This window comes from Rubrivirga halophila (assembly GCF_046845755.1).
Lineage (GTDB): Bacteria > Bacteroidota > Rhodothermia > Rhodothermales > Rubricoccaceae > Rubrivirga.
This window is the reverse complement of the sequence record NZ_CP177357.1, coordinates 2,166,704-2,192,982: the sequence shown is the minus strand read 5'-3', so window position 1 is coordinate 2,192,982 and position 26,279 is coordinate 2,166,704. Positions and strand designations below refer to the sequence as shown.

The 26,279-nt window shown below is 72.3% G+C and carries 21 protein-coding genes; 10 read left to right on the top strand and 11 right to left on the bottom strand.

The window, feature by feature from the left end; all coding sequences use genetic code 11:
- The first annotated feature begins 131 nt into the window (after window positions 1–131).
- Window positions 132–275 (top strand): hypothetical protein, encoded by a 144-nt coding sequence (locus ACLIRP_RS09645; protein WP_412060235.1) that lies wholly within the window; start codon window positions 132–134, stop codon window positions 273–275.
- Between the two features lie 12 nt (window positions 276–287).
- Complete coding sequence (locus tag ACLIRP_RS09640) at window positions 288–629, top strand: copper-binding protein (protein WP_412060234.1); 342 nt, start codon at window positions 288–290, stop codon at window positions 627–629.
- Here ACLIRP_RS09640 and ACLIRP_RS09635 read toward each other — a convergent pair whose 3' ends face one another.
- Complete coding sequence (locus tag ACLIRP_RS09635; RefSeq protein ID WP_412060233.1) at window positions 630–1,313, bottom strand: hypothetical protein; 684 nt, start codon at window positions 1,311–1,313, stop codon at window positions 630–632. It lies immediately after the preceding gene.
- Window positions 1,314–1,371: 58 nt separating this feature from the next.
- On the opposite strand from ACLIRP_RS09635, the gene ACLIRP_RS09630 reads away from it, so the two are divergent.
- Genes ACLIRP_RS09630 through ACLIRP_RS09605 form a run of 6 tightly spaced genes read left to right on the top strand, consistent with a single transcriptional unit; the run spans window position 1,372 to window position 6,552 of the window.
- Window positions 1,372–2,040, top strand: coding sequence for a metal-dependent transcriptional regulator (locus tag ACLIRP_RS09630; RefSeq protein ID WP_412060232.1), 669 nt, complete (start codon window positions 1,372–1,374; stop codon window positions 2,038–2,040).
- On the top strand, window positions 2,037–3,026 hold the full coding sequence (locus ACLIRP_RS09625; RefSeq protein WP_412060231.1) for a metal ABC transporter solute-binding protein, Zn/Mn family: 990 nt from the start codon (window positions 2,037–2,039) through the stop codon (window positions 3,024–3,026). Before ACLIRP_RS09630 ends, ACLIRP_RS09625 begins: the two co-directional genes overlap by 4 nt.
- Window positions 3,027–3,066: 40 nt before the next feature.
- A complete protein-coding gene (locus ACLIRP_RS09620) occupies window positions 3,067–3,522 on the top strand; it encodes a four helix bundle protein (protein ID WP_412060230.1) in 456 nt (151 codons plus the stop codon).
- The gene (locus tag ACLIRP_RS09615) at window positions 3,519–4,343 is read left to right on the top strand and encodes a metal ABC transporter ATP-binding protein (RefSeq protein ID WP_412060229.1); all 825 of its coding nucleotides are present in this window, start codon (window positions 3,519–3,521) and stop codon (window positions 4,341–4,343) included. Before ACLIRP_RS09620 ends, ACLIRP_RS09615 begins: the two co-directional genes overlap by 4 nt.
- Window positions 4,340–5,443 (top strand): metal ABC transporter permease, encoded by a 1,104-nt coding sequence (locus tag ACLIRP_RS09610; protein WP_412060228.1) that lies wholly within the window; start codon window positions 4,340–4,342, stop codon window positions 5,441–5,443. The genes ACLIRP_RS09615 and ACLIRP_RS09610 overlap by 4 nt, the downstream gene beginning before the upstream one ends.
- A gap of 2 nt (window positions 5,444–5,445) precedes the next feature.
- Complete coding sequence (locus ACLIRP_RS09605; RefSeq protein ID WP_412060227.1) at window positions 5,446–6,552, top strand: iron chelate uptake ABC transporter family permease subunit; 1,107 nt, start codon at window positions 5,446–5,448, stop codon at window positions 6,550–6,552.
- An 88-nt stretch (window positions 6,553–6,640) separates the two neighbouring features.
- Here the strand turns inward: ACLIRP_RS09605 and ACLIRP_RS09600 are convergent, their stop codons facing one another.
- The 5 genes from ACLIRP_RS09600 to ACLIRP_RS09580 all read right to left on the bottom strand — a co-directional run bounded on the left by ACLIRP_RS09600 (window position 6,641) and on the right by ACLIRP_RS09580 (window position 11,317).
- Window positions 6,641–8,356, bottom strand: a complete 1,716-nt coding sequence (locus ACLIRP_RS09600) for an acyl-CoA carboxylase subunit beta (protein WP_412060226.1) — start codon at window positions 8,354–8,356, stop codon at window positions 6,641–6,643.
- 138 nt (window positions 8,357–8,494) lie between these two features.
- Window positions 8,495–8,668: a general stress protein CsbD gene (locus ACLIRP_RS09595; RefSeq protein ID WP_412060225.1), complete on the bottom strand. Its 174-nt coding sequence runs from the start codon at window positions 8,666–8,668 to the stop codon at window positions 8,495–8,497.
- Between the two features lie 157 nt (window positions 8,669–8,825).
- On the bottom strand, window positions 8,826–9,665 hold the full coding sequence (locus ACLIRP_RS09590; protein ID WP_412060224.1) for an MBL fold metallo-hydrolase: 840 nt from the start codon (window positions 9,663–9,665) through the stop codon (window positions 8,826–8,828).
- 34 nt (window positions 9,666–9,699) lie between these two features.
- Window positions 9,700–10,806, bottom strand: a complete 1,107-nt coding sequence (locus ACLIRP_RS09585) for an AI-2E family transporter (protein WP_412060223.1) — start codon at window positions 10,804–10,806, stop codon at window positions 9,700–9,702.
- Window positions 10,799–11,317 carry a cyclic nucleotide-binding domain-containing protein gene (locus ACLIRP_RS09580; RefSeq protein WP_412060222.1) on the bottom strand — a complete coding sequence of 173 codons (519 nt, stop codon included), beginning with the start codon at window positions 11,315–11,317 and terminating at the stop codon, window positions 10,799–10,801. Before ACLIRP_RS09580 ends, ACLIRP_RS09585 begins: the two co-directional genes overlap by 8 nt.
- Window positions 11,318–11,436: 119 nt before the next feature.
- Between ACLIRP_RS09580 and ACLIRP_RS09575 the strand changes: the two genes are divergently transcribed.
- The gene (locus ACLIRP_RS09575) at window positions 11,437–12,177 is read left to right on the top strand and encodes a hypothetical protein (RefSeq protein WP_412060221.1); all 741 of its coding nucleotides are present in this window, start codon (window positions 11,437–11,439) and stop codon (window positions 12,175–12,177) included.
- Here ACLIRP_RS09575 and ACLIRP_RS09570 read toward each other — a convergent pair.
- A complete protein-coding gene (locus ACLIRP_RS09570; protein WP_412060220.1) occupies window positions 12,174–15,623 on the bottom strand; it encodes a two-component regulator propeller domain-containing protein in 3,450 nt (1,149 codons plus the stop codon). The genes ACLIRP_RS09575 and ACLIRP_RS09570 overlap by 4 nt on opposite strands.
- Complete coding sequence (locus ACLIRP_RS09565) at window positions 15,620–17,029, bottom strand: adenylate/guanylate cyclase domain-containing protein (protein WP_412060219.1); 1,410 nt, start codon at window positions 17,027–17,029, stop codon at window positions 15,620–15,622. The genes ACLIRP_RS09570 and ACLIRP_RS09565 overlap by 4 nt, the downstream gene beginning before the upstream one ends.
- A 167-nt stretch (window positions 17,030–17,196) precedes the next feature.
- Between ACLIRP_RS09565 and ACLIRP_RS09560 the strand changes: the two genes are divergently transcribed.
- Complete coding sequence (locus ACLIRP_RS09560; protein WP_412060218.1) at window positions 17,197–18,213, top strand: lytic transglycosylase domain-containing protein; 1,017 nt, start codon at window positions 17,197–17,199, stop codon at window positions 18,211–18,213.
- On the opposite strand, the gene ACLIRP_RS09555 is transcribed toward ACLIRP_RS09560, so the two are convergent.
- The 3 genes from ACLIRP_RS09555 to ACLIRP_RS09545 are packed head-to-tail and all read right to left on the bottom strand — an operon-like array spanning window position 18,210 to window position 26,168.
- The gene (locus tag ACLIRP_RS09555; RefSeq protein WP_412060217.1) at window positions 18,210–20,843 is read right to left on the bottom strand and encodes a hypothetical protein; all 2,634 of its coding nucleotides are present in this window, start codon (window positions 20,841–20,843) and stop codon (window positions 18,210–18,212) included. The two genes, ACLIRP_RS09560 and ACLIRP_RS09555, sit on opposite strands and share 4 nt — an antisense overlap.
- A 3-nt stretch (window positions 20,844–20,846) precedes the next feature.
- Window positions 20,847–23,498, bottom strand: coding sequence for a hypothetical protein (locus ACLIRP_RS09550; RefSeq protein ID WP_412060216.1), 2,652 nt, complete (start codon window positions 23,496–23,498; stop codon window positions 20,847–20,849).
- A 3-nt stretch (window positions 23,499–23,501) separates the two neighbouring features.
- Window positions 23,502–26,168 (bottom strand): hypothetical protein, encoded by a 2,667-nt coding sequence (locus ACLIRP_RS09545; protein WP_412060215.1) that lies wholly within the window; start codon window positions 26,166–26,168, stop codon window positions 23,502–23,504.
- Window positions 26,169–26,279: the final 111 nt, after the last annotated feature.

Here is a 26,279-nt window from a genome sequence, read left to right as displayed (position 1 = left end):
TGGGCAGGCCGCCGCGGTCGCCGCGCCGACATCGGCCACATGCCCACGACGGTGGCGGTCGGCTGCGGGGGCACGTCGGATCGGCGGGCGGCGGAGCGGCGTAGCTTGCCCGAAAGCTACCCCCGCCCCCAATGACGCTCGCCCTCGCTCTTCTGCTCGCGCCCACCCCCGAAGGCTTCGGGACCGGCGTCGAATGGCTCGTCTACGTCAGCTTCATCGCGCCGGTGATCCTGCTGTTCGTGATCTGGATTCTCGGCAGCAAGCGGACGGTCTAGCGGGCCCCGCCGATGCCGTCCGTTCGGACAGCCGTCGCCCTCGCCCTGCTCGCGGGGTGTGCCGAGCCCCGGGCGCCCACGCTCCAGGTCCGCGCGGTGTACCTGGAGCCGATGTACGACGGCCAGGCGATGCGCGTCGACCACGAGGCCATCCCCGAGGTGATGCCCGCGATGGAGATGCCGCTGTCTGTCGCCTCACCCGACCTGCTGGCCGACCTCGCGCCCGGCGCGATCGTCCGGCTCACTCTCGACAGCGCCTCCTTCCGCGTGCTCGACGTCGAGCGGCTCCCCGCCGGCACCGCCCTGACGCTCGCCGACGAGGACGCTCCGGGCATCGTGCGCCCGTCGGAGTAGCTACAGGCGGAGGCTGGCGCCCACGCCGACGACGGCGTCCGGCGCGGACGGCGTGAGGCCGGCGCCGACGTGCGCGTCGAACGCGAGCCGGCCGGTCGCCGCGAGCGCGGCGCTGACCAGCGCGAGCACCGCCAGCCCGTCCGGCGTCGTGGCGACGGCCGCCTCGGCGAAAAGGGCCGCTCCCGTAGCCACCTCGGCTCCGACCAGCGCGGCGCCCCCGGCATCGACCCGGTTCGCGCTCCGGTCCCACACCACGTCGGCCTGCCCGAGCAGCAGGAGCGGGCCACCCAGCCGCTCGGCCAGCAGGGACGCGGACGGGCTGGCGGGCCCCGCAAGCGACCCGGTGAACAGCGGCACCGACACCTCGGCGAGCGCGGCCAGCGCCCATCCGATGGGCGCCCCGAGGTCGAGCTTGAGCCCCAGCGTCGGGTCGGACACGTCGCGCGCCGACGCCCCGTCCGCACGGACGACGACGGCGTCGGGCAGGCCGACGCGGAGCTCGACGCGCGGCGCGAGTGCCACGCGCGCCAGCGCCGACGGCCCCGTCACCGTCACCGCGCCCGCGTCCCACTCGACCTGGGCCGCCGCTTCGGCTTCGAAGCCGACCGCCAGGGCCGTGCCCTCCGAGACGATCTGGGCCGTTGCGGAGTGGGAGAGGGCGAGAAGCAGAAAAACTCGGAACACGGCGGGCGCAGGGGAGTGTTAGGCGCGGCTAAATTAGGTCTGCCTAAACCATTTGTCCATGCCGTCCACGGCCGTCGAAGACTACCTGAAAGCCATCTACGCCTTGGGGCGGAGCGGCGACGCCGTGCCGACCTCGGCGCTGGCGGAGCGGCTGGGCGTGGCCCCGGCGTCGGTGACGGGGATGCTCAAGAAGCTGGCGGCGTCCGGGCTGGTGGCGCACGAGAAGTACCAGGGCGCGACGCTGACCGAGGCCGGGCGGCTCGTCGCCGTCGAGACGATCCGGCACCACCGGCTCGTCGAGACCTACCTCCACCGCGCGCTCGGCGTGCCGTGGGACCAGCTCCACGCCGAGGCCGAGGCGCTCGAGCACGTCTTGAGCGAAGACCTCGAGGCGCGCATGGACGCCGCGCTCGGCCACCCGACGCACGACCCGCACGGCTCGCCGATCCCGACGCCCGACCTCGTCCTGAGCGAGCGCGACCTGCTGCCGCTCGCGCGCCTCGACCCCGGACTCACGGCGACGGTCGCGCGCGTCAGCGACCACGACCCCGCTCTGCTCCGGGCCGTCGGCGCTGCCGGCCTGTACCCCGGCACCCGCTTCCGCCTCGACGCCGTCGCCGACGACGGCACCGCGACCGCGCACCTGCTCTCCGGCGACCGCGCCGGCGAGACGGTCACGCTCACTCCCGACGCCACCCCCTTCCTGTTTCTCGACGACCCTGCATGAGTACCACGACGACGGACGACAGACGACGGACGACCTCCCTGCGATCGATCGCCCTCGGCGGGCTGTGGTATGCGCTGCTGCTGGCGGTGGCCGCCTGCGGGCCATCGCAGGGCGGCGGCGCGGGCGAGATCTCGGAGCGGCCCGTCGACGTCGTCGCCACGACGAGCATGCTGGCGGACCTCGCGAGGGAGATCGGCGGCGACCGCGTGACCGTCGAGGGCCTGATGGGCCCGGGCATCGACCCCCACCTGTACCGCCCGCGCGAGAGCGACGTCGCCCGGCTCGTTGGCGCCGACATCGTGCTGTACAACGGGCTCGAGCTGGAGGGCAAGATGGGCGAGGTGCTCGAGCAGGTCGAGGGCCGGGGCATCGTCGCCGAGCCCGTGGCCGAGGCCATCGACGAGGGGTCGCTGCTGGCGCCGCCCGAGTTCGCCGGCAACTTCGACCCCCACGTCTGGATGGACGTGTCCCTGTGGCGCCGGGTCGCGACGGCTGTCGCGGACGCGCTCATCGCGCTCGACCCGACGCACCGCGAGACGTACCTCGCGAACGCCGAGACCTACCAGGCCCGGCTCACCGCGCTCGACGCCTGGGTCCGCGAGCGCGTCGCTGAGGTCCCCGAGGATGAGCGTGTGCTGGTGACGGCGCACGACGCCTTCAACTACTTCGGCCGCGCCTACGGCTTCGAGGTCCGCGGGCTCCAGGGGTTGTCGACGGCGACCGAGGCGGGCACGGCCGACGTCCGCGACCTCGCGGCGTATGTGGCCGAGCGCCGCATCCCGGCGATGTTCGTGGAGACCAGCGTCTCGTCCCGCAACATCGAGGCCGTGCAGGCGGCCGTCCGCGCCCGGGGCCACGAGGTCGTCATCGGCGGCAACCTCTTTTCGGACGCGCTCGGCGACCCGGGCACGCCGGAGGGGACGTACGAGGGCATGATCCGGCACAACGTGGAGACGATCGTGAGTGCGTTGAGCGGGGAGGGATGAGCGGTGTTGCGTGTTTCGTGTTGCGTAGGCATATAGACCGATGAAACAGCCTGACGGGTTTCAAGACTGGGAATCGACCGTGCCCGAGTCGATCCGGGGGGACGTGCTCTGGCGCATGACCGTCTACCGGCTGGCGCTCTTCCTCGGCGACCTCTCGTGGGACGATGTGACGACGCTCCACCGCGACGGGCGGACACGGCGGATCGCGGACCAACTCTACCGCGCGGTCGGCTCCATCAGCGCGAACGTGGCGGAGGGGTATTCGAGGGGGAGTGGAAAGGACCGCGCTCGGTTTTACGAGTATTCGCTCGGCTCGGCGCGCGAAGCGAGGGATTGGTACTTCAAGGGCCGCCACTTGCTGGGGGCCGAGATCACAACGCACAGACTCGACCTGCTCGCAGAAATCTGCCGCCAACTCCTCGGGACCATCCGAAACCAGCCCGGTCGATCGCTCCGCGAGCCCGGCGTCCCTTACAGCCCCGACGCCGACGCATGAACACGCAACACGCAACACGCAACACCCCTGCGATCGACGTGGCCGACCTCACCGTCGCGTACCGCGACGAGCCCGTGCTGTGGGACATCGACCTCCGCGTGCCCGAGGGCGTGCTGATGGCGATCGTCGGGCCGAACGGCGCGGGGAAGACGACGCTCATCAAGTCCGTGCTCGGGCTGCTGCCGATCGCCGCCGGGCGCGTCGAGGTGCTCGGCGCCCCGCTGGCGGAGCGCCGCCGCGACGTGGCGTACGTCCCCCAGCGCGGCTCGGTCGACTGGGACTTCCCGACGTCCGTCCTCGACGTGGTGCTGATGGGCACCTACGGGCGGCTCGGGTGGATCCGCCGCCCCGGCGCCGAGGAGCGCGCGCGCGCGTCGGAAGCCCTCGAGCAGGTCGGCATGGCCGACTTCGCGGACCGCCAGATCGCCCAGCTCTCGGGCGGCCAGCAACAGCGCGTGTTCTTGGCGCGCGCGCTCGTCCAGGACGCCCGCGTGTACCTCATGGACGAGCCATTCCAGGGCGTCGACGCGACGACCGAGCGGACGATCGTGGCGCTCTTGCAGCGCCTGCGCGCCGAGGGCAAGACCGTCCTCGTGGTCCACCACGACCTGCAGACCGTGCCGGAGTACTTCGACTGGGTGCTCTTGCTCAACGTCCGCCGCATCGCCGCCGGGCCGGTCGACGACGTGTTTACCGACGCCAACCTGCGCGCGGCCTACGGCGGGCGCGTCCCGTTTCAGGCGGGGCTCCGCGAGCAGGCGGGGGGCGGTGGCGACCCGGGCTCGCTCCAGTCCCCGGTCCCGGCCCCATCGACCCCGTGATCGACCTCGACTACACGCTGCGGACCGTCGCGCTCGGCGCGGCTGTGCTCGGGCTCTCGTCGGGCTCGCTGGGGGCGTTCGCCGTGCTCCGCGGCCAGTCGCTCCTGGGCGACGCCATTAGCCACGCCGCCTTGCCCGGCGTCGCGCTCGCGTTCATCCTGACCGCCAGCAAGGCGCCGCTCGTGCTCGTGCTCGGGGCCGGGCTGGCGGGGTGGATCGGCACGCTGTGCGTGATGGCGGTCGTCGAGCGGAGCCGCGTGCCCTACGACGCCGCGCTCGGCATCGTGCTCTCCGTCTTTTTTGGCCTGGGAATGGTGCTGCTGACCTACATCCAGTCGCGCCCCGACGCGAGCCAGGCCGGGCTCGACACGTTCCTGTTTGGCCAGGCCGCCGCGCTCGTCGGCCGCGATGTCGTGACGATGGCCGCGCTCGGGCTCGTGGCGCTGCTCGCGATGGTCGTGTTCTGGAAAGAGTTCAAGCTCTTGTTGTTCGACCCGGACTTTGCGGCCTCACAGGGGTTTAGCGTCCGCGCCCTCGACATCGGCTTGACCACGCTGCTCGTCGTCGCGATCGTCATCGGGCTCCAGACCGTCGGCGTCGTGCTGATGAGCGCGCTCATCGTCGCGCCCGCCGCCGCGGCTCGTCAGTGGACCGATCGGCTGTGGGGCGTCGTCGCGCTGGCGGGCGTGTTCGGGGCGGTAAGCGGGGCCGGGGGCGCGCTGCTTAGCGGCGCCACGGCGCGCATCCCGACGGGCCCGACGATCGTGCTCGTCGCGAGCGTCATCGTCGCCGCGAGCCTGGTGTTCGCCCCCGGGCGCGGGCTGCTGTCAGGCGTGATCCGGAGCCGCCGCAACCGCCGCGTCCTGCGCGTCGCCGGGACGCTGGAAGACCTCTACACCCTCGCCCTCGCGCACGCCGACCCGCACTACCCGCACCCCGCCGCGACGCTCAAGACCATGACGTCGCGCCCGGAGGCCGTCGACCCGACGCTCGCGCGACTCCAGACGCACGGGTTCGTGGCCCCGACGGGCGACGCGTGGGCGCTGACGGAGCGCGGCCTGGCCGAGGCCCGGCGCCTGGCTCGCGAGCGCACCGACTGACCATGACGCCGCAACTCGAAATCCAGCTGATCGCTGCCGTCACGGCCGCTGCGTGCGCGCTCGTCGGCGCGTTCTTGGTCCTGCGCAAAACGTCGCTGCTGTCCGACGCCATCAGCCACGCGATCCTGCCCGGCATCGTGCTCGCGTTTTTCTGGACCGAGTCGCTGTCGTCGCCGCTCTTGCTGCTGGCAGCCGCCGTGACGGGCGTGTTCGCCGTCGGGCTGATCGAGGCGCTGGGTCGGACGCGGCTCGTCAAGCAGGACGCCGCGATTGCGCTCGTCTTCCCGGCCCTGTTTTCGATCGGCGTCGTGCTGATCTCTCGCTTCGCCAGCGGGGTCCACCTCGACACCGACGCGGTCCTGCTCGGCGACCCCGCGTTCTCGTGGATCGAGCGCGTCACGGTCGGCGGGCGCGACTGGGGCCCCCAGTCGCTGTGGGTGATGGGCACGATCCTGCTGGCGGTCGCGGCGTTCGTGGGCGTGTTCTACAAAGAGCTCAAGCTGAGCACGTTCGACCCGGCGCTGGCGGCTGCGCTGGGGCTCGCGCCCGGTCTCATCCACTACGCGCTGATGTCGCTCGTCTCGGTCGTCGCCGTCGGCGCGTTCGACGTGGTGGGCTCCATTCTCGTCGTCGGGCTGATGATCGCGCCGCCCGCCGCGGCGTGGCTGCTGACCGACCGCCTGCCCGTCCTGCTGGGCTTGTCGGTGCTCATCGGCGTCGTCAGCGCCGTCACCGGCTACTGGCTCGCGCGCGGGCTCGACGCGTCGATCGCCGGGGCGATGGCGGTGATGGCGGGCGTGTGGTTCACCGCCGCCTTCGCGTTCGCGCCCGACCGGGGGCTGGTCGCCCAGGCGCGGCGCCGGGCGCGCCAGCGGGTCGCCTTTGCCGAGCGGATGCTGCTCGTCCACCTCCTGCACCACGAGCACACGCCCGAGGCCGACCGCGAGTGCCGCGTCGGCCACCTCCAGGAGCACCTCCGGTGGGACAAGGCGTTCGCCAGCCGCGCCGTCCGTGCGGCCGAGCGCGAGGGCGCCGTCGTCCGCGCGGGCGACCGCCTCGCGCTCACCGAGACGGGTCGGGTGGCCGCGCAACGGGCGATGGTGGCGTAGGCTCGCTGCCGCTCGCAGGAACGGGGAACTGGGGCGTGGGAACGGGCAGACGACATCGCATTCCCTCTGCCCGTCCCCCGTTCCCAGACTACGTCTGCAGCACGCCCACGCGGAAGGGCGCCATCTCCGGGTTGTGGTCGGCCATCTCGAGGCCCGTCGCCAGCCAGCCGCGCGTCTCGCGGGGGTCGATGATGGCGTCGACCCACAGGCGGGCGGCGGCGTAGACCGGCGAGGTCTGCTCGGCGTAGCGCGCCTCGATCTCGTCGAGCCGCTGCTGGCGCTCGGCCTCGGACAGCTCGATGCCCTGCTTCGACAGCGTCCGCTCCTCGATGGAGAGCAGCGTCTTGGCGGCTTGCGCGCCGCCCATCACCGCGATCTGGGCCGTCGGCCACGCCAGGAACAGGCGCGGGTCGTAGGCGCGGCCGTTGAGGGCGTAGTTGGCCGCCCCGAACGAGTTGCCCACGACGACGGTGAACGTCGGGACGACCGAGTTGGCGACGGCGTTGACCAGCTTCGCGCCGTCCTTGATGATCCCCGACTGCTCGGCGCGCGTGCCGACCATGAAGCCGGCGGCGTCCTGGAAAAACACGAGCGGGATCCGCTTCTGGTTGCACTGCATCACGAACCGCGCCGCCTTGTCGGCCGCGTCGCCGTAGATGACGCCGCCGATCTGCATCTCTGACGCCCGGCCCTGGGGCGCCTTCGCGCGGACCACCTGGCGCTGGCTGGCGACGATCCCCACGCTCCACCCGTCGATCCGGGCGTAGCCGCAAACGAGCGTCTGCCCGTACCCGGCCTTGACCTCGACCCACGAGTCGGCGTCGACGATGCGTGCGAGCAACTCGCGCGTGTCGTAGGGCTGCTGGCGGGACTCGGGGAAGACGCCGAGCACGCCGTCGGCGTCGAAGGCCGGGGCGACCGACTCGTCGCGCGTGAACCCGAAGCGGGGGAGGGGCCCCAGCCCGCCGACCAAATCGCGGATGGTTGCGAGGCAGGTCTCGTCGTCGGGCATCTTGTACTCACAGACGCCCGAGATGTCGGTCTGCGTCGTCGCCCCGCCGAGGGTCTCCACGTCGACCTCCTCGCCGATCGCGGCCTGGACCAGGAACGGGCCCGCCAAAAACACGCTGCCCGTCCCGTCGACGATCAGCGACTCGTCCGACATGATGGGGAGGTAGGCGCCGCCCGCCACGCAGCTCCCCATGATGGCCGCGATTTGGGGGACGCCCATCGCCGAGAGCTTCGCGTTATTCCGGAAGATGCGGCCGAAGTGGTCGCGGTCCGGGAAGATCTCGTCCTGCATCGGCAGGAAGACGCCGGCCGAGTCGACAAGGTAGATGATGGGGACCCGGTTCTCGAGCGCGATCTCCTGGGCCCGGAGGTTCTTTTTGGCCGTGATCGGAAACCACGCGCCGGCCTTGACGGTGGCGTCGTTGGCGACCACCATGCACAGCCGGCCCTGGACGTGGCCCAGACCCATGACGGTCCCGCCCGACGGGCAGCCGCCGACGTCCTCGTACATCCCACGCCCGGTAAACAGGCCGATCTCGCGGAAGTCGGTGTCGTCGTCGAGGAGAGCTGCGATCCGCTCGCGCGCGGTCAGCTTGCCGCGCTTGTGCATCCGGGCGATGGCCTTGTCGCCGCCGCCCTTGCGGACCTCGGCGGCCTGCTGATCGAGCGCCTCGAGCTGGCGCTCGTGGAAGGCGACGCGGCGGTCGTAAGCCTCGCGGAGCGGGCCGTCGTCGGGCACGGCGGTGCCGAGCGGGAAGGGGCGGGCGGGCGTGTCGGCGTCGGTCTCGGACATAGGGCGGGGGGGCGTGCCGCAAGCTAGCGGCGTCCGCGAGCCAGTCCGGCACCTCTGGCCGAGCCTGCTCGCGGGGCGGACGAAAAACGGCGCGCCCCCGCTGTGGGAGCGCGCCGTCGAAGCGGTGTGCCGATGGGCCTAGAGGAAGGCCGACATCTTGCGCATGATGACCGTGCGGTCCTCGCCCGTCTGGGAGTGAATCAGGTTCACCATCTGGCCGAGGTTGCCCCGGGCCTTCTTCATCTCGGACTCGTCGAGCTCGCCCCAGGTGGAGAGGATCTGGGCCTTCATTCGCTCCCAGTTGTCAGTCATGCGCTGCTTGCCCATCGGATTCGTTGGCTGTGTCCCGCCGCCGGACGGCTCGGACGGTGAAGACGGTCGTGGCTAGCCTCAAAGTACGGGCAGCCCCGGTGAGCTTCAAACGAAGGCTTTGCCCAGAGTGGTGCCCGGGGCCGTGCGGCGCCCGCCGCTACACCTGGACCTCCAGCCCCTCCGTCGCCAGCTCTGTGGCCGGGAACCGGGCGCACGCGAGGTCGCGGATCCGGCCGAGCGCGTCGTCGTCGTGGGCGGGGTCGTGGTGGAACAGGAAGAGGCGGCCGACGCCGGCCGCGGCGGCGAGGTCGGCGGCGTGCTGCCACGTGGTGTGGCCCCAGCCCCGGCGCAGGTCGTACTCCTCGGGCGTGTACTGCGCGTCCGAGATCAGAACATCCGCGCCCCGGGCGACCTCGCGCAGGCCCTCGTCGTGCGCCGGCGAGCCGTGCTCGTAGTCGGTCGCGTAGACGACCGTGGCGCCGTCGCACTCGATGCGGTAGCCGTGCGCGCCCTGGGGGTGGAAGACGGGGAACGGCCGGACGGTCATCGGGCCGATCGTGAACGGCTCGCCGTCGACGACGCGGACGGTCTCGGTGGCCGCGGCGAGGTCGACGAAGGGGACCGGGAAGTACGGCGAGACCATCTGGCCGCGCAGGAGCGCGTCGAGGCGGTCGTCGTCGGTGGCGGCGTAGAAGCGGACCGTCTGGCCGGGCGTGTACAGCGGCGCGAAAAAGGGCAGGCCCTGGAGGTGGTCCCAGTGGAAGTGCGACAGGGCCACGTGGACCTCGCCGTCCTCGCCGGCCGCCTCGGCCGCGAGCGCGAACCCGAGCGCGCGCGCGCCGGTCCCGGCGTCCAGGATGAGCCGCGTCCCGTCGTGGGCGACGACCTCGACGCACGACGTGTTGCCGCCGACGCCCAGGTTGCCCGGGTCGGGGGTCGGGATCGACCCTCGGACGCCCCAGAAGCGGACGGTGAGGCGCGGGGCGGCGGTGGGCATCGACGGAAGATCGGTCACAAAAGGGGACGGGACGCTACAGATGGTAGCGGCGCAAGCCGACGACGGTCTCGAGGAAGACCACCTTGAGCACGGCGGCCGCGGGCACGGCCAGGGCCATCCCGGCCACGCCCGCCAGCCGCCCCCCGACGAGGATCGCCAGCAGGACCATCACCGGGTGCATCGAGACGTTCTTGCCCGTGATCCACGGCTGGAACACGATGTTCTCGACGGTCTGGAGGACGAGGAACAGGCCGATGACCGCGGCCACCTGGTCGGTCCCGCCGGTCGTCACGATCGAGACCAGCACGGACAGGGAGGCCGAGACCAAGAAGCCCGCGTACGGGACGAAGTTGGCCAGCCCGGTGACCACGCCCAGCACGAGGTAGTAGTCGACGCCCAGGAGTCCCAGCCCGAGCGCCGTCGACGCGCCGACCAGGCTCGCGATGAGCGCCTGCCCTCGGAGGTAGCCGCCGAGGTGCGCGTCGGCCTTGTAGGCGACCGTCATCGCAAACTCGAAGTAGCGGTTCGGGACGACTGCCAGCAGCTTGCGGCGCAGCGTGGGCCCGTCGCGCAAGAGCGTGAACAGCACGAACGGGACGATGACGGAGTTGCCGATCGTCTGGAGCAGGCTGGGCACGTAGCCGATCAGCGGGCCGGCGTCGGCGCGGAGCGCCTCGCGCGCGGCGTCGACGAGCCCCAGCTCGGACGGCTCCAGGAACCCGAGCCGGGCGGCCAGCCCGGCCTCGGCGTCGCGGACGAGCTGGAGCAGCTCCCCGCTCTCGCGGCGCGCCTGGAGCGAGGCCATCTGCTCGAGCACGACGGGCAGCCCGAGCGCCATCGCGACCCCGAACAGGGCCCCGAGCCCCACCACGACCAGTAGCGTGGCCTGGGTCCGGCCCATCCCCCGGCGCTCCAGCCCGTCGACGAGCGGGATGAGCAGGTAGGCCAGGATGGCGCCCAAGAGGACGAGCCCGGCGAGGTCGGCCGCCAGCGCGATCAGCAGCACGAGCGTGCCCAGCGTGGCCAGCCACACCCAGCGGCTGAGCTGGTAGGCGGGCACGACCGGCGGGGGGGCCTGGGCGGTGGGGGACGGCGCGATGTCGCTGGGAGCCTCGGGCTGCACGTCGAGCGTCTCAGGCACCGGTCGCGGCGGCCCGGAGTTCGTCGCACTCGCGCGTCAGCGCCTCCACCTCGTCCGACACCTCGACCAGCCGCAGGCCGACGAGCCGCGCCAGCGCCAGCAGCACCTTGACGCCCAGGCGCGGGTTGCGGTCGAGCAGGCTCAGGAGGTCCGGCTGGAACAGGCTCAGCAGGGTGCAGTCGGTCTTGGCCCGGGCCGTCGCGGTGCGGATGACCTCGTTGAGGAGGGCGATCTCGCCGAAAAAGTCGCCGTCGACCAGCTCGACCAGCTCGCGGCCGCTCGGCTCGGACTGGATGGACACGGCGCCCCGGACGATGATGTACATCCCCAGGCCGGGCTCGCCCTGGATGAAGATGGACTCGCCGGCCACGTAGTCGCGGCGGTGCAGGAGCCGCTGGACGGCGTCGAGCTCGCGCGGGGTGAGGTCCTCGAAGAGGGGCACGGCGCCGAGCAGGTCGCCTTCGTTCGACCCGCGGGCGCCGCCGAGGAGGCTCTTCCACAAGCTCTGCATAATGCGAAGGGGACGTGCTGGGGGGACGGGAGGGAGTCTACGCCGGGGCCGGGGTGCTGATCCGGTGGAGCGGCACCCCGGGCGGTTCGTAGTCTTCGGACCCCCATTCCGACTCCGTCATGCGTCGCCTCGCCGTGCTCATCCCCCTGCTCGCCCTCGCCGCCTGCGACTCGGACGAGCCCCCCGCCGGCCCGGTCACGTTCCAGGGCGTCGAGGTCGAGGCCGTCGGCGACGCCCAGCTGGCGGTCGTCGACGGCGCCCTCGTGGTCTCCGGCCTGGGCGGCTCGCGCGAGGGCGGGTTCAGGGTCGCCGGCCAGCCCGCCCGGCTCGACGTCGAGACCGACCCCATCGCCATCCCGGCCGGGGGCCGGTTCGGGGCGACCGTCGAGGCGTCGGGCGCGACCGTCGCCGAGCTGTTCACCGAGGGCCGGGCCGACGGCGCGCTCGACTTCCAGGTCGACTTTGGCGGGCCCGTCGACGTGGCCGTGGTGCGGTACCGACTGAACGGAGCGGTCGTCCTGGCGTTCGAGCTCGACGTGCTCGGCCGCACCTCAGGCGAGCGCCGCGCTCAGAGCGCTGGGTCCGGCGAGGGCGACACCGGCTCGACGCACGTGATCCGCGAGAACGGCCGCTACGTCGTCGTGTCGGACTCGGACGGCGACGGGAGCCGCCGCGCGGGCGGGTGCGCCGGGTTCCGGATGACGCCCCCGGCGGGCGTGCTGCCCGAGCTCCCGGGCGCGATCTGTGCGGACTGGGTGGAGGTCGAGCCGCTGGTGGCCACGCCGATGCCGGTCGGCGACGTGGCCGTCCGGGCGCGGGGTGTGGGCCAGTTCACGGTCCGCCAGCTGGCGGCGCGCTAGGCGGCGGGCGCCGGGGTCGCGGCCGGAACGGCGACGGTGAACGTGGTGCCCTCGCCATCGGTGCTCTCGACGGCCATCCGGCCGCCGTGCACGCTCGTCACGATGTCGTGAGCCAGCGAGAGGCCGAGGCCGGTGCCCTCGCCGGTCGGCTTGGTGGTGAAGAACGGCTCGAAGATCTTGGCCTTGACGTCGGACGGGATGCCGGTCCCGTTGTCCTCGATCTCGATCGAGACCTCGTCGCCGTGGCGCCGGGTGCGGACGGTGACGGTCGGGGCGTAGTCGTCGCCCTCGGCGGTGTCGCGCGCGTTGACGGCGTGGAAGGCGTTCGTGAGCAAGTTGATCAGCACGCGGCCGAACTCCTGAGGCACCACTTCGGCCTCGCCCGTGTCGTCGGCGAAGTCGCGGACGATCTCGACGCGGAAGTCGGAGTCGTTGGCGCGCGCGCCGTGGAAGGCCAGGTTGACGTACTCCTCGACGAACCGGGCCACGTCCACGCGCCCGCGCTCGGCGGAGCCGCCGCGGCTGTGGAGCAGCATCGAGCGGACGATGCGGTCGGCCCGCTGGCCGTGCTCGCGGATGCGGCGGGCGTTGTCCTGGAGGTTGTCGAGCAGGTCGCCGACCTCGGCGAGCACCTCCCCGACGGGCCGCTCGGGCGTCTCGCCCATCTCCTCGCGGAGCTCCTCGGCCAGCTCGACCGACAGGTCGGCGAAGTTGTTGACGAAGTTGAGCGGGTTCTTGATCTCGTGCGCGATTCCGGCCGTGAGCTGACCGAGCGAGGCCAGCTTCTCGGACTGCACGAGCTGGGTCTGGGTGTCGCGGAGGTGCTGGAGCGAGGCCTCGAGCTGGCCGTTCGCCTCGGCGAGCTTGGCGTTCGCCTGCTCGACCTTGCGGGCCTGCTCGAGCTCGGCGGCCTTCCGGTCGTTCTCGGCCTTGAGCGCGGCGGCCTCGGCGGTCGCCTTGGCGGTCTCGGCCTCGGCGGTCTCGGCGCGGAGCTCAGCCTCGCGGCGGTCGGCCCGCTCGCGCTCCTGGCGGAGCAGCCGCGCCCGCTGCCACTTGTCGGCGCGGACGAGCGCGAGCACGGCGAGCACGGCGAAGCCGGCGAGCGCCCACCACGTCCGCCACCACGGCGGCAGGGCGACCACGGCGATCGACGCGCGCGCCTGGTCGAACCCGACGCCGTCGGCATTCGCGGCCTCGACCTCGAAGGTGTAGTCGCCGGGGGGCAGGGCGCTAAAGGTGGCCTCGCGGTCGGTCCCGACCTCGCGCCAGTCGTCGTAGAGCCCGAGCAGCCGGTACCGGTACGTGTTCTGGGCGGGGTCCGAAAAGTGCAGGCCCGCGTAGTGGATCGTGAGGTAGGCTTGGTCCGGCCCCAGCCGGATCTCGTCGGCGACCGGGGCCGCCGCCGCCAGCACCTCGCTCGAGTCCGGGTCAATCGTCACCCCGTCGACGTCGACCCGGGTGATGGCGATCTCCGGCGCGATGGCGTTGCGCTCCAGGAGCGTCTGGGGCATGAAGGTGAGCACGCCGCGCTCGCTCCCGAACAGCAGGCGCCCGTCGGCGGCGCGCGTGGCGGCGCTGTTGAGGGACCGCTCGACGTCCTGCGTGCCCGGGCGCCGGCTGAAGACGCCCGTCAGCGGCTCGAACCGCATGAGCCCGGCGCCTGTGCTCAGCCAGAGCACCCCCTCGTCCTCGACGATCGCGTGGACGGTGTCGTCGGGCAAGTCGCTGGTCTCGACGGTGTAGCGGCGGGCCTGCGGGGCCGGCGCGTCGGTGTCGACCGCGAGCAAGCCCGCCTTGGTGCCCGCGAAGAGCGAGCCGTCGCGCCGGGCGTGCAAGCTGTAGACGAAGTCGGGCGGCCCGTCGGCGGGGAGGCACGAGAACCGGCCGCCGCCGTCGTGCCGGCACAGGCCGGTGTCGGTGCCCACCCACATGGTGCCGTTGGCGTCCTCGGCGAGCGCGCGGATCTCGTTGCTCGGGAGCCCGCTCGCGCGCGCGCGGACCCAGGTGATCTCGCCGGTGTCGCGCTCGTAGCGCGCCAGCCCCTGGGAGAGCGTCCCGATCCAGAACTGGCCCGATTCGGTCTCCAGAAACGACGTGACCGCCGACCCGCGATCCGTCGAGAGCGGAACGGGCTCGGTGCCGTCGGCGGTCACCCGGAACGGGCCGGCGCCCTCGGTCCCGACCCAGACCGTCCCGGCGGCGTCCTCGTAGAGCGCGCGGACCGGGAGCGACGGCTGGTCCGCGCTCCCAATCGTGTGGTGCGAGAACCGGCGGCCGTCGGTGCTCCGGTCGAGCGTGCGGTCGGTGCCGACGTAGAGCGTCCCATCGGAGCCCACCAGGAGCGCGCGGATGGCGTTGCTGGCGATGGAGGCGGGGTCGTCGGTGTGGCGCAGGCGGGCGGCCGTCCCGCGCGCCCGGTCGAAGCGGTCGAGCCCGGCGTACGTGGCCACCCAGAGCACGCCCTGGCGATCCTCCAGGATGACCGAGACCTCGTCGCTGGACAGCGAGCTGGGGTCCTCGGGGACGGAGCGGTACGTGCGGACCTGGCCAAGGGCGGGCGACAGCCGGTGCAACCCACTGCCCAGCGTGCCGGCCCACACCGTCCCGGCGGCGTCCTCGTGGACCGTCGCCACATGTCGGTCGAAGGGGCCGCCCCCGAGACCGATCTCGCGGAACGCGCCGGTCTCCGGGTCGAAGGACAGCAGCCCCTCGCCGAAGGTGCCCACGAGCAAGCCGTTGCGGCTGGGCGCGAGCGCGGCGATCCGGAACGCGCCGAGCGCCGCGAGCGAGTCGGGGCGGAAGGTGCGCGTCGTGCCGTCGGGCGCGCGGCGGACCAGGCCGTCGCCGGTCCCGATCCACAGGTCGCCGTCGGGGGCGAGGTGGAGCGCCTCGACGACGGGGTCGGGCAGGCGCGCCGTCTCGCGGCGGGCCCGGCCGGTGCCGTCGACGAACGCGAGCCCCTCCGTGGACCCCACCCAGACGCCGCCCCCGCCGTCGGCGGCCAGCGCGCGGATGTCGCCCGAAGGGAGCTCGTCGATGCGGCGGAAGCGGTCGGTCGCGGGGTCGTAGCGGGCCAGGCCGTCGCCCGTCCCCACCCACAGCGCGCCGCGTGGACCCGGCTCGAGCTCCTGGACGACGTTGCCGGGCAGCGACGTCGTGTCGGCGGTCCGCCGGTACTCGCGGAGGTCGACGCCGTCGAACCGGACGAGCCCCTCGTCGGTGCCCACCCAGACAAAGCCGAGCGCGTCCTGCGCGAGCGCGAAGACCAGGCTGCTGGGCAGGCCCTGGTCGGTCGTCAGGTGCCGGAAGGTGATGTCGAGCGCGGGGTCGGCGCCGGCGGGGGAGGCGTCCTGGCGGGCGAGCGCCGGGCCGACGACGGCCAGCACGGCCGCCAGCGCGGCGGCGAGCGCGACACCCACGATGCGCGCGGTCGGGCGGCGGGTCATTGGGTGAGCGTCTCGAAGTGGGCGGCGGCCTCGGGCGAGACCGACGAGAACCGGACGTGGGCCTCGCACCCGCCCGCCCCGTCGTCGGTCACCTCCAGCACCTTGCCGTAGACCGTCGTCGGGCCGCCGGCGAGGTCGAACGACAGGCGGACGTCGGTGCGCGAGGGGATCGCCGAGGCGACCCGGGCCCGAGCGCGCGTCGAGGAGAGGGCCGTGATCTCGCCCGCGTGGTCGTTGTTCGAGATCTCCTTCCCGTCGAGCACGGCGATCCCGAAGGCGAGCGGCGAGGCCAGCTCCGCGAGGGCGTCGTCGCCCTGGGGCACGGCGTCGGCCCCCTCGACCGAGGCCACGCTGTGGATGGCGATGGGCTCGGCGAACCCCTTCAGCGACACCTTGCGCGTCTGCTCCAGCCGGACCGGCCCGCCCTCGCCGCCGGCCGCCTGGAACGTCGGGTCGGTGATGAGGACCTCGCCGGGGACCGCCAGCGTCTGCACGCGCGCCGTCAGGTTGACGGGGCTGCCGACGACGCCGTACTTCGCGCGCTTTTTCGAGCCGATCGTTCCGACGACGACCTCGCCGGAGTTCACGGCGGCCGTCATCTGAAGAGGGGGGAGGCCGCGCGAGGCCAGGTCCTCGTTGACCGACGCCATGCGCCGCTGCATCGCGACCGCGCACGCCGTCGCCCGGGCGGCGTGGTCCTCCATCTCGAGCGGCGCCCCGAAGATGACGAGCACGGCGTCGCCGATGAACTCGTCGATGGCCCCGTCGTGGTCGTCGACCACGTCGGTCATGGCGCCGAGGTAGACGTTGAGCATCTCGACGACGCGCTCGGGCTCGAGCCGCTCGGAGAGCTGGCTGAAGCCGGAGATGTCGCTCATCAGCACGGACACGTGCCGCTTTTCGATCGTGCCCAGCGCATTCGGGTCCGCGAGCACGGCCTGGGCGATTTTGTCGGAGAGGTAGCGCGTGATGGTCTGGCGGACGCGCTCGGCCTCGCGGTCGCGCTCGACGGCCACACGGGCCTGGCCGAGCGTGATCTTGAGGTCGTCCATGTCGATCGGCTTCGTGAGGAAGTCGAAGGCGCCTTTGTTCATGGCCGACCGGATGTTCTCCATGTCGCCGTAGGCCGTCACGACGACGGCGTGCATGCGGCGGCCCAGGTTCGACATCTCGCCGAGCAGCGTCAGCCCGTCCATGCGGGGCATGTTGATGTCCGTCACGACGACCTCGATGCTGGGGTCGTCGCGCAGGTGCTCGAGCGCCTCGACGCCGTCGGAGGCGAAGACCAGGGCGACTTCCCCGCCGCGCACTTGCGACCGGAACTTCTGGCGGATGAGGGGGACGAGGTCCGGCTCGTCGTCGACGAACAGGATCTTGAGGGCGTCGGGGGCGGGCGCCTCGGACATGGGCAGGGCCTCGGGGAGGTCGCAGAAAGTAGAGCCGGACGGAGCGTACGCCCGACGAACGGCGCGGGTCTCCGCTAGCTTGCCGGCGGCGACCTAGAATTTGTCGTCCGCCCGCACGGAACGCTCGCCGCCGCGTGTTGGGTGCCTCCGGATCCCACCACACCCCGATGACGACGCGCCGCGCCGCCCTCGCCGTTCTCTTCACGCTCGCCGCGCCGGTCGCCGCCGCCTCGCCGGCCGCTCCCGCCCCGCCGGCCCGCGCGGCCGCCGTCCCCGATGACTCGACCAAGGCCGACCCCCTCGCGTGGGCCCGCGCCGTGGTCGCCGCGCGCCGGGCCGTCGCCGCCGCCGAGGCCGAGCCCGAGCCGGGCCGCCAGCGTGCGCTCGCCGCCGACGCCTTCGCCGCCGCCCAGGCGCTGGGCGACGCCGCCTCCGTCCGACCGCTGGCGTTGCGCGCGCAGGCCGTCTACGAGGCGCACCACGGGCCCGTCGCCGGCCCGCTCTCGCCGGCCGACTTCGCCGCGCTCCGGGGGCCCGCGCTCGCCGACCTCGGCTCGAACTTCGCCGTCCCGATCGTGGACCCCGCCGCGCTCGCGGCCGCCCGGGCCGCCCGGGCCGCCGCGGCCGCCGAGGCCGAGCGCGCCGCCGGGCCCGACTGGCTCTATTACCCCGCCACGGCCGCCGCCGCCGTCGACCGCGAGCGCGCGATCGCGACGCGCATGGCCCGGACCGCGCGGCGCAACCGCCGCCTGATGCGCGACCTCGGCCAGATGCTCCGCCGCCGGGGCGTCCCCGAGGACATCCGCTACCTGGCCGTCGTCGAGAGCGGGCTGAACGCGAACGCCGAGAGCTGGGCCGGCGCGCGCGGCCTGTGGCAGTTCATGCCCGAGACCGCCGCCGACTACGGCCTGGACTCGCTGACCGTCGCCGACCCGGTCGCCTCCACGAACGCCGCCGCCCGCTACCTCGGCTGGCTCGCGCGCCGGTTCGACGGCGACTGGCACCTCGCGCTGGCGGCGTACAACGGCGGCGTCGGGCGCGTCGAGGCGATTGCCCGGGCGTACCGCCGCGAGACGGGCCGGACGGCCACGTTTTGGGACATCGCCGCCGACCTCCCGCGCGAGACGCAGCGCTACGTCCCGCGCTTCGTGGCGCTGGCCGAGGCGATGGGCGCCCGAGGCTAGCGGGCGACGGTGAACGTCCTCGCCAGCCGCGCGCCGTCGGCGTCGAGCACGACGAGGTACAGGCCTGCCGCGAGCCGGCTCGCGTCGAACGCCGCCGTGTGGTCGCCGGGCGGGCGCGGCCCGCTCGCGAGCACGGCCACCTCGCGGCCGAGCACGTCGAGCACGCGGAGCCGCACCGGACCGGGGCTTGCGACGGTGTACCGGACGGTCGCCGTCGCGCGCGCCGGGTTCGGGCCGACCGCCAGCGCCAGCCCGCTGGGGGAGGGCGCCTCGTCCCCGGCGGCCACGCCGAAGAGGTCGCTGGAGACGAGCCGGAAGACGGTCCCGGGCTCGGGGTGCTCGGCGGCGTAGGGTGGGGCCGCCCCCAGATCCCAGCCCACGAACGTCGTCCGACCCAACATCTCTGGACCGTGGTCTAGCGGGGCCGTCGCGGCTGTTGCGAGCCACGCCTTGTAGCCGGCGTCGCCGGGCGACGTGTCGGTCGGCTCGTACCAGTAGACCCAGTCGGTCACCGGATCATCGGCGCCGCTAGAAACCGGGGAGTCGGCCTCTGAGAGGTTGTACGTGCCGTCCCCGTCGATGTCGAGGACGGCGGGGACCATGCGGACGTCGTCGCTCGGGTCGTCGGGCGTGCCGATGCCAGTGTTCCAGATCTCAAAGGGGATCTCGATTAATGAGCCGTCGCCAAACCGCTGGTAGGCAGTGCTGGGGCCTGTGAATCGGGCCTCAAAGTCGTAGGGGAAGGCGAGGGCCGCGTTGTCGTTGCGCAGGACGCGAGCCAAGAATTCCTCGTACGGCCCAGAGTAGGCGCCCGAGTTGCCGGTCGCGACCAGCCACCGCGTCCCGTTCGTCTGCTGCTCGCCCACCCCAGGGTCTTCGCCGCCGGGTGTCGGGAATCCTTGGAACGCCGCGGCGCCCGGGTGCGGAGGGATCGGCCCGGACGCGTTCGCCACGACCTCGAACGACGTGAACGCCTTGCGCAAGAACCGGAACTGACGGACGCCCGACGGTGGCCCGAGGGATCCGAGGTAGCGCGCACGCACCCGCCAGTAGAACGGCGTGACCGTGTTGAACGTGAAAACCTCAGGGGCGACCTGGGTTGAGAGCCCAAGCACGCCACGAGCGACGAGAAGGGTGTCGAACGTCGCGGTGGGGGCCAACTCGACGCGGTACGACGTCGCCCCGGGGACCGCGGCCCATTCGAGGGCGACACCGTCGCCGGTCAGCGAGGCGCCGTCGGCCGGGGCCACGAGGGCTGGGCGCGCGGTCGGGGGCGGCGGGTCGTCGACGCGGGCCGTGAGGGCGCCGGCGTGGTAGAGCGCTTGGGCCCGGTCGGATACCGCGAGCAGCTCGTACACGCTGTCGATGTGATCGGCGCCCTGGGCGTAGAGGTACCCGATGTCGACCGTCGCCCGATCGCCGGGGGCGAGGTCCGGGATCTCAGCGGACACCACGCCGGAGCGGTTCCCCGGGGTGTTCGGGTTGCCCTGGCCGTCCGAATCGACCTCCGACCAAAACGCGGGTGGGACGCCGCCGTACGGCCACCGCGTAACCGGGCCCTCCGACCGGTACCCGCTGTCGCCGGTCGTCAGCGGCGTGCCGTCCTTCCAGAGCGCCTGTTGGAAGCCGTACGCCTCGACGGCCGTGCCGGGGTCGCCGAGGGGGCAGCCGCAGCTGGCGAAATGCATCGCCGACGATGCGCCGCTGAGCACGTCGATGCCGAGGGCCGGGGGCGGGGTGCCGTACCCGCCGCCGCCCTCGTCGTCGTTGTCGCCATTGTAGACGTAGAACATCGAGCGCTCTGCGCTCGAGCCGACGTAGTCGTCGACGACGTTGCCGAAGTCGGGGTCCCAGAACATCGAGACGCGGCCGCCCTCGATGGTCTTGGTGCTGCGGTTGACGATCTCGTAGCGGTAGAACGTCGAGTGGTAGAGCGCGGGCTCGTCCGCGCCCCCCCACGCCCAGGCCGTGACGCGGACTTCGATGCCGAGCGGGTCCGTTCCGCCCCAGTCGTGCGGGCCGCCGGCGTCGTTCATGACCCACCACGCGGTCTGCCGACCAAAGATCACGGGCCGCTCGCCCGCCCCGAGGTCGAGTGTCTTCGTCCCGTAGCCGGGGTCGCCGATGTCGAGCGAGACCGTCGGCTCGTCGGCGCCCTGCGCGCCGTCGCCGTCGGCGTCGACGAAGTACGGGGCGCCGACGCCGACCGGCCACTCGGCGAGGTCGGCCGACGCCGTGCCCGTCGCCTCGTACGTGTCGAGATCGGCGCCCGCGACGGTCCAGATGCGGTCGAAGGCCGCGCACGTCTCGGGCGTGGTGGCTCCGTCGGCGTCGAGCGGGCCGGGCCAGAACTCCCACGCCCCGTATGTGGAGCCCGCGAACCGGAGCTCGCCGTCGACGAGCCCGCCGACCCACATGCCCGCGGTGAACACGGCGTTGACGCCCGACCCCTGCGGGACCTCATAGGTCGCGCCGTTTCCCCGCCAGAACAGACCGCCCGTGTTGTACAGCTTGGCCTGGACGCCGGCCACGTCGAGGTCGGCTTCGGCCACACCGATCTCGCAGCCTGGGTCGGGCTGAGCGCTGGCGAGGGCGGGCGCGAGCAGGAGAAGCAGGAGTAAGCGGCGCATTCGTCAGCGGGCGATGGTGAGCGTGCGCGCCAGCCGCGCGCCGTCGGCGTCGAGCACGACGAGGTAGAGGCCCGCCGCCAGCCGGCTCGTGTCGAGCGATGCCGTGTGGTCGCCCGGCGGGCGTGGGCCGCTCGCGAGCACGGCCACCTCGCGGCCCAGTACGTCGAGCACGCGGAGCCGCACCGGGCCTCCGCTGGCAACCGTGTACCGGACCGTCGCCGCGCCGCGCGCCGGGTTCGGGCCGACCGCCAGCGCCAGCCCGGTGGGGGAGGGGGTGGGGGCCTCTGCCGCGACGCCAAAGAGGTCGCTACTCACGATCCGGAAGACGGTCCCGGGCTCGGGGACCTCGGCGGCGTACGGCGGCGCCGACCCGAGATTCCACCCCACGAACACCGTCCGCGCCAGCACCTCGGGGCCGTGCGCCGTCGGGTCGCTGGCGGCCGTCGCCAGCCACGCGTGGTAGCCGGCCTCGCCGGGCGTCGTGTCCGTCGGCTCGTACCAGTACACCCAGTCGGTCACCGGGTCGTCGTCGCTACTGGAGACCGGGGAATCCGCTGTCGAGAGGTTGTAGGTCCCGTCGCCGTCGATGTCGACGATGGCGGGGATCATCCGCACATCATCGGACGGATCGTCGGGCGTGCCGATGCCGACGTTCCAGATCTCGAAGGGGATCTCGACGAGCGAGCCGTCGCCGAACCGCTGGTACGCCGTGCTCGGGCCGGTGAAGCGGGCCTCGAAGTCGTGGGGGAAGGCGCGCTCTCCATTGTCGTTGCGGAGGACGCGGGCCAGGAATTCCTCGTACGGGCCGGAGTAGGCGCCCGAGTTGCCGGTCGCGACCAGCCACCGGGTCCCGTTCGTCTGCTGGACGCCCACCTCGGGGTTCTCGTCGCCGGGCGTCGGGAAGCCCTGGAACGCCGCGGCGCCGGGGTGCGGGGCGATGGGCCCGCTGGCATTGGCGACCACCTCGAACGACGAGAACGCGCGGCGGATGTAGCGGAACTGGCGGTAGTCGGAGACCGGGCCGAGGGCGCCGAGGTTGGCCGCGCGGACGCGCCAGAACTTGGGGGTGAGGTCGTTGTAGCCGAACACGTCGGGGCCGACCTCGACCTCGGTCGCGGTGACGTCGCGGTCGACGATGAGGGAATCGAAGGCGGCGGTCGGGGCGATCTGAAGGCGATATCCCGTCGCGCCCAAGATAGCCGTCCACGAAAACGCCACCGATGGGTTCGAGAGGGTGCTGCCGTCCGCAGGCGCCAGCAGGGCAGGGCGGGCCGTCGGCGGGGCGGGTTCGGCGAGACGGCCAGTGAGGGCACCTGCGTCATAAAGAGCCTGCGCCTGGTCCGACACCTCGAACAGCTCGTAGACGCTGTCGATCTGAGGGCGGGCCGCGTCGTAGCGACCTGTGCCTTGTGTCCAGAGAATGCCGACGTCGACTGTGGCCCGGTCGCCGGGGGCGAGATCGCCGAGGGAGCCGGAGACGACGCCATGCCGGTTTCCAGGCGTGTTCGCGTTACCGTTCCCATCAAGCTCATACTCGCTCCAGTAGGCGGGGGGGACTGCTGGGTACGACCATCGGGTAACGGGCCCGTTGGTGTTGTACCCGTCTCCACCGTATTTGAGCGGCGTCCCGTCGAGCCAGATCGCTTGAAGGTATTGGTGCGTCCTGCGGGCGTCTCGGGGGAAGCCGGTGGGACCGATTCCCTTGCCAAACTGCAACCCGGCAAAGGCACCACTCAGCACGTCGATCCCGAGCGCGGGGGGCCTGCCGTAGCCGTAGCTGCCCTCGTCGTCGCTGTCGCCGTTTTGGAAGTACAGCATCGACTGATCAGGGCTCGTCCCGACGTAGTTGTCGTTGAAGTTGCCGAGTTCGCCGTCGACGTAGAGCCCGAGCAGACCGTCCTCGATGATCCGGTCGCTCCGGTTGATGACCTCGTAGCGGTAGAACGTGGACTCGTAGAGGGCCCGCTCGGCCTCGCCTCCTCGCATCCAGGCCGTCACGCGGACCTCGATGTGGAGAGGGGCTGAGCCGGAGTATGCGTGCGCGCCCCCCGCGTCGTTCATCACCCACCACGCCGTCTGGCGCCCAAAGATGACGGGCCGCTCGCCAGCGCCGAGGTTGAGCGTCTTGGTGCCGTAGCCAGGGTCCTCGATGTCGAGCGAGACCGTCGGTTCGTCCGGCCCTTGAGTGCCGTCACCGTTTGCATCGACGAAGTACGGGGCACCGATGCCGACCGGCCACTCGGCAAGGTCCGTCGTCACAGATCCGGTGGACTCGTAGGCGTCGAGGTCTGTGCCGGCGAGAATCCAGATCCGATCCGTGGCCGCGCACGTTTCGACGCTCGTGTCACCATAGCCGTCGAGGGGTCCGGGCCAGAACTCCCAGGGCCCGTACGTCGACGTCGCCGCCCGGACCTCTCCGTCGACCACACCGGCGACCCAGAGGCTGGCGACGAACACGGACGTCTTCCCGGAGCCTTTGGGCACCTCGTAGACCGGCGCAGCTCCCCGCCAGAACAGCCCGCCGGTGTTGAACAGCCGCGCCCGGATGCCGGCCACGTCGAGGTCCGCCTCAGCCACACCGATCTCGCAGCCTGGGTCGGGCTGGGCGCTCGCGAAGGTGGGCGCGAGCAGGAGCAGCAGCAGGAGACGACGCATCGGTCAGCGGGCAATCGTGAGGGGGCGCGCCAGCCGGGCGCCGTCGGCGTCGAGGACGACGAGGTACAGGCCAGTCGCCAGCCGGCTCGCGTCGAACGCCGCCGTGTGGTCGCCGGGCGGGCGCGGCCCGCTCGCGAGCACGGCCACCTCGCGGCCGAGCACGTCGAGCACGCGGAGCCGCACCGGGCCTCCGCTGGCGACCGTGTATCGGACCGTCGCCGCGCCGCGCGCCGGGTTCGGGCCGACCGCCAGCGCCAGCCCGCTGGGGGAGGGCGCCTCGTCCCCGGCGGCCACGCCGAAGAGGTCGCTGGAGACGAGCCGGAAGACCGTCCCGGGCTCGGGGTGCTCGGCGGCGTAGTGCGGTTGGTGACCAAGATTCCAGCCCACGAAGACCGTCCGCGCCAGCACCTCCGGGCCGTGGGCCTCCGGATTGCTTGCGGCGGTCGCCAGCCACGCCCGGTAGCCCGCGTCGCCGGGCGTGGTGTCGAGCGGCTCGTACCAGTAGACCCAGTCGGTCGCCGGGTCGTCGTCGCTACTGGAGACCGGGGAATCCGCTGTCGAGAGGTTGTAGGTCCCGTCGCCGTCGATGTCGACGATGACCGGGATGAGGCGCACGTCGTCGCTCGGGTCGTCGGGCGTGCCGATGCCGACGTTCCAGATCTCGAAGGGGATCTCGACGAGCGAGCCGTCGCCGAACCGCTGGTACGCCGTGCTCGGGCCGGTGAAGCGGGCCTCGAAGTCGTGGGGGAAGGCGCGCTCTCCATTGTCGTCGCGGACGACGCGGTTGAGGAATTCCTCGTACGGCCCCGTGTAGGCGCCCGAGTTGCCGGTCGTAAACAGCCAGCGCGTCCCATTCACCTGCTGGACCCCGGAGGCTGGGTTCTCATTGGCCGGTGTCGGGAAGCCCTGAAACGCGGCCGCGCCGGGGTGCGGGGCGATGGGCCCGCTGGCGTTGGCGACCACCTCGAACGACGAGAACGCGCGCCGGAAGTACCGGAACTGCCGCACGGGCGAGGCCGGTCCGAGCGTCCCGAGGTTCGACGCGCGCACGCGCCAGTACTTCGGGGAGTCGTCGTTGTACGGGAAGGGGCCCGCTCCGACCGTCGTGGAGAGCGAGTCCACGTCCCAGTCGACGATCAGGCTGTCGAAGTTCGTAGTCGGGGAGATCTGAAGGCGGTACGCGGTCGCACCGGGGACCGCCGTCCACGAGAACGTCGCCAGCAGGTCGACCACGGTGACGCCGTCGGCAGGCGCCAGCAGGGCCGGGGTGCCGGACGGTGGGGTCGGCTCGGCGACGCGATCGGTGAGGGCTCCCGCGTCGTAGAGGGCTTGCGCCTGATCGGAGGCCTCGAACAGCTCGTAGACGCTGTCGATCTGGTCGGTGCCCGTGGCGAACAAGATGCCGAGGTCGACCGTCGTCCGCTCGCCGGGGGCGAGTGTGGGGAAGGAGGACGTGATCAGACCACGCCGGTCGGCGGGGGTATTCCTGTTGCCGTTCCCGTCCGTGTCATACTCGGTCCAGTACTCCGGCGGGTTGCCGTTGAACATCCACTTGGTGACGGGGCCGCTCGTGTTGTAGCCGCTTCCGCCGACGGTCAGGGGCGTCCCGTCCTTCCACAATGCCTTTTGAAAGGTCCGGACCTCGCTTGCGTTGCCTGGGTCCGAAGTGCCAAACCCCGCGCCAGTGAAGTACATCGACGACGTGGCGCCGCTGAACAAATCAACGCCAGCTGCGGGAGGCGGCACACCGTATCCGCCTCCGCCGTTATCGTCGCTGTCCCCGTTGTAGACGTAGTACAGCGAGCGCTCTGCGTTCGAGCCCTGGTAGTCGTCGTTGAAGTTGCCGAGATCGGGGTCCATCCAGAACGTCGCGAACCCTTCCTCGATGCTCTCCCGGCTCCTGTTGATGATCTCGTAGCGGTAGAACGTCGACTCGAACAGGTCGGGCTCGGCTTCACCCCCTCGGGCCCACGCCGTGACCCGGACCTCGATGCCAAGCGGCTCGGTGCGGCCCCATCCGTGGTCGCCGCCCGCGTCGTTCATCACCCACCACGCCGTCTGGCGGCCGAAAATGACCGGCCGCTCGCCCGCCGCGAGGTCGAGCGTTTTCGTCCCGTAGCCCGGGTCGCCGAGGTCGAGCGAGATGGTCAGCTCATCGACGGCTTGCGCGCCATCCCCGTCTGTATCGACGAAGTAGGGGGCACCCACAGCGACCGGCCACTCCGCAAGGTCGTCGGTGGCGATGCCTGTGACTTGGTACGCGTCGAGATCGGTCCCCGCGACGATCCAGATTCGGTCGTAGGTGGCGCACGTCTCGGGCGTGGTCTCCCCGTTCTCGTCGAGCGGACCGGGCCAATACTCCCACGGCCCGTACGTCGAACTGGCGGTCCGGAGCTCGCCGTCGACGAGGCCGCTCACCCAGAGCCCGGCGGCGAAGATGGCGAGGGTACCCGAGCCCTGGGGGACCTCGTAGTGAGCACCGGCACCCCGCCAGAAGAGACCACCGATGGTGTACAGCCGGGCGCGGACGCCTGCGATGTCGAGCTCCGCCTCGGCGACGCCGGTGGCGCAGTCGCCCGGCGTGGCCTGGGCGGCGGGCGCGGCGACCGGCTTCTGGGCCGAGGCCGCCAGCGGGAGCAGGAGGGCGGCGAGGAGGAGCAGCGGGCGCATCGGCAGCGGCGAGAATCCACCTTCACACTACGGCGCCCTTCGCGATGCGCCGGGGGCACAAACCCATCGCCAAAAAACAACCCGCCCGACGCTTTCGCATCGGGCGGGCCG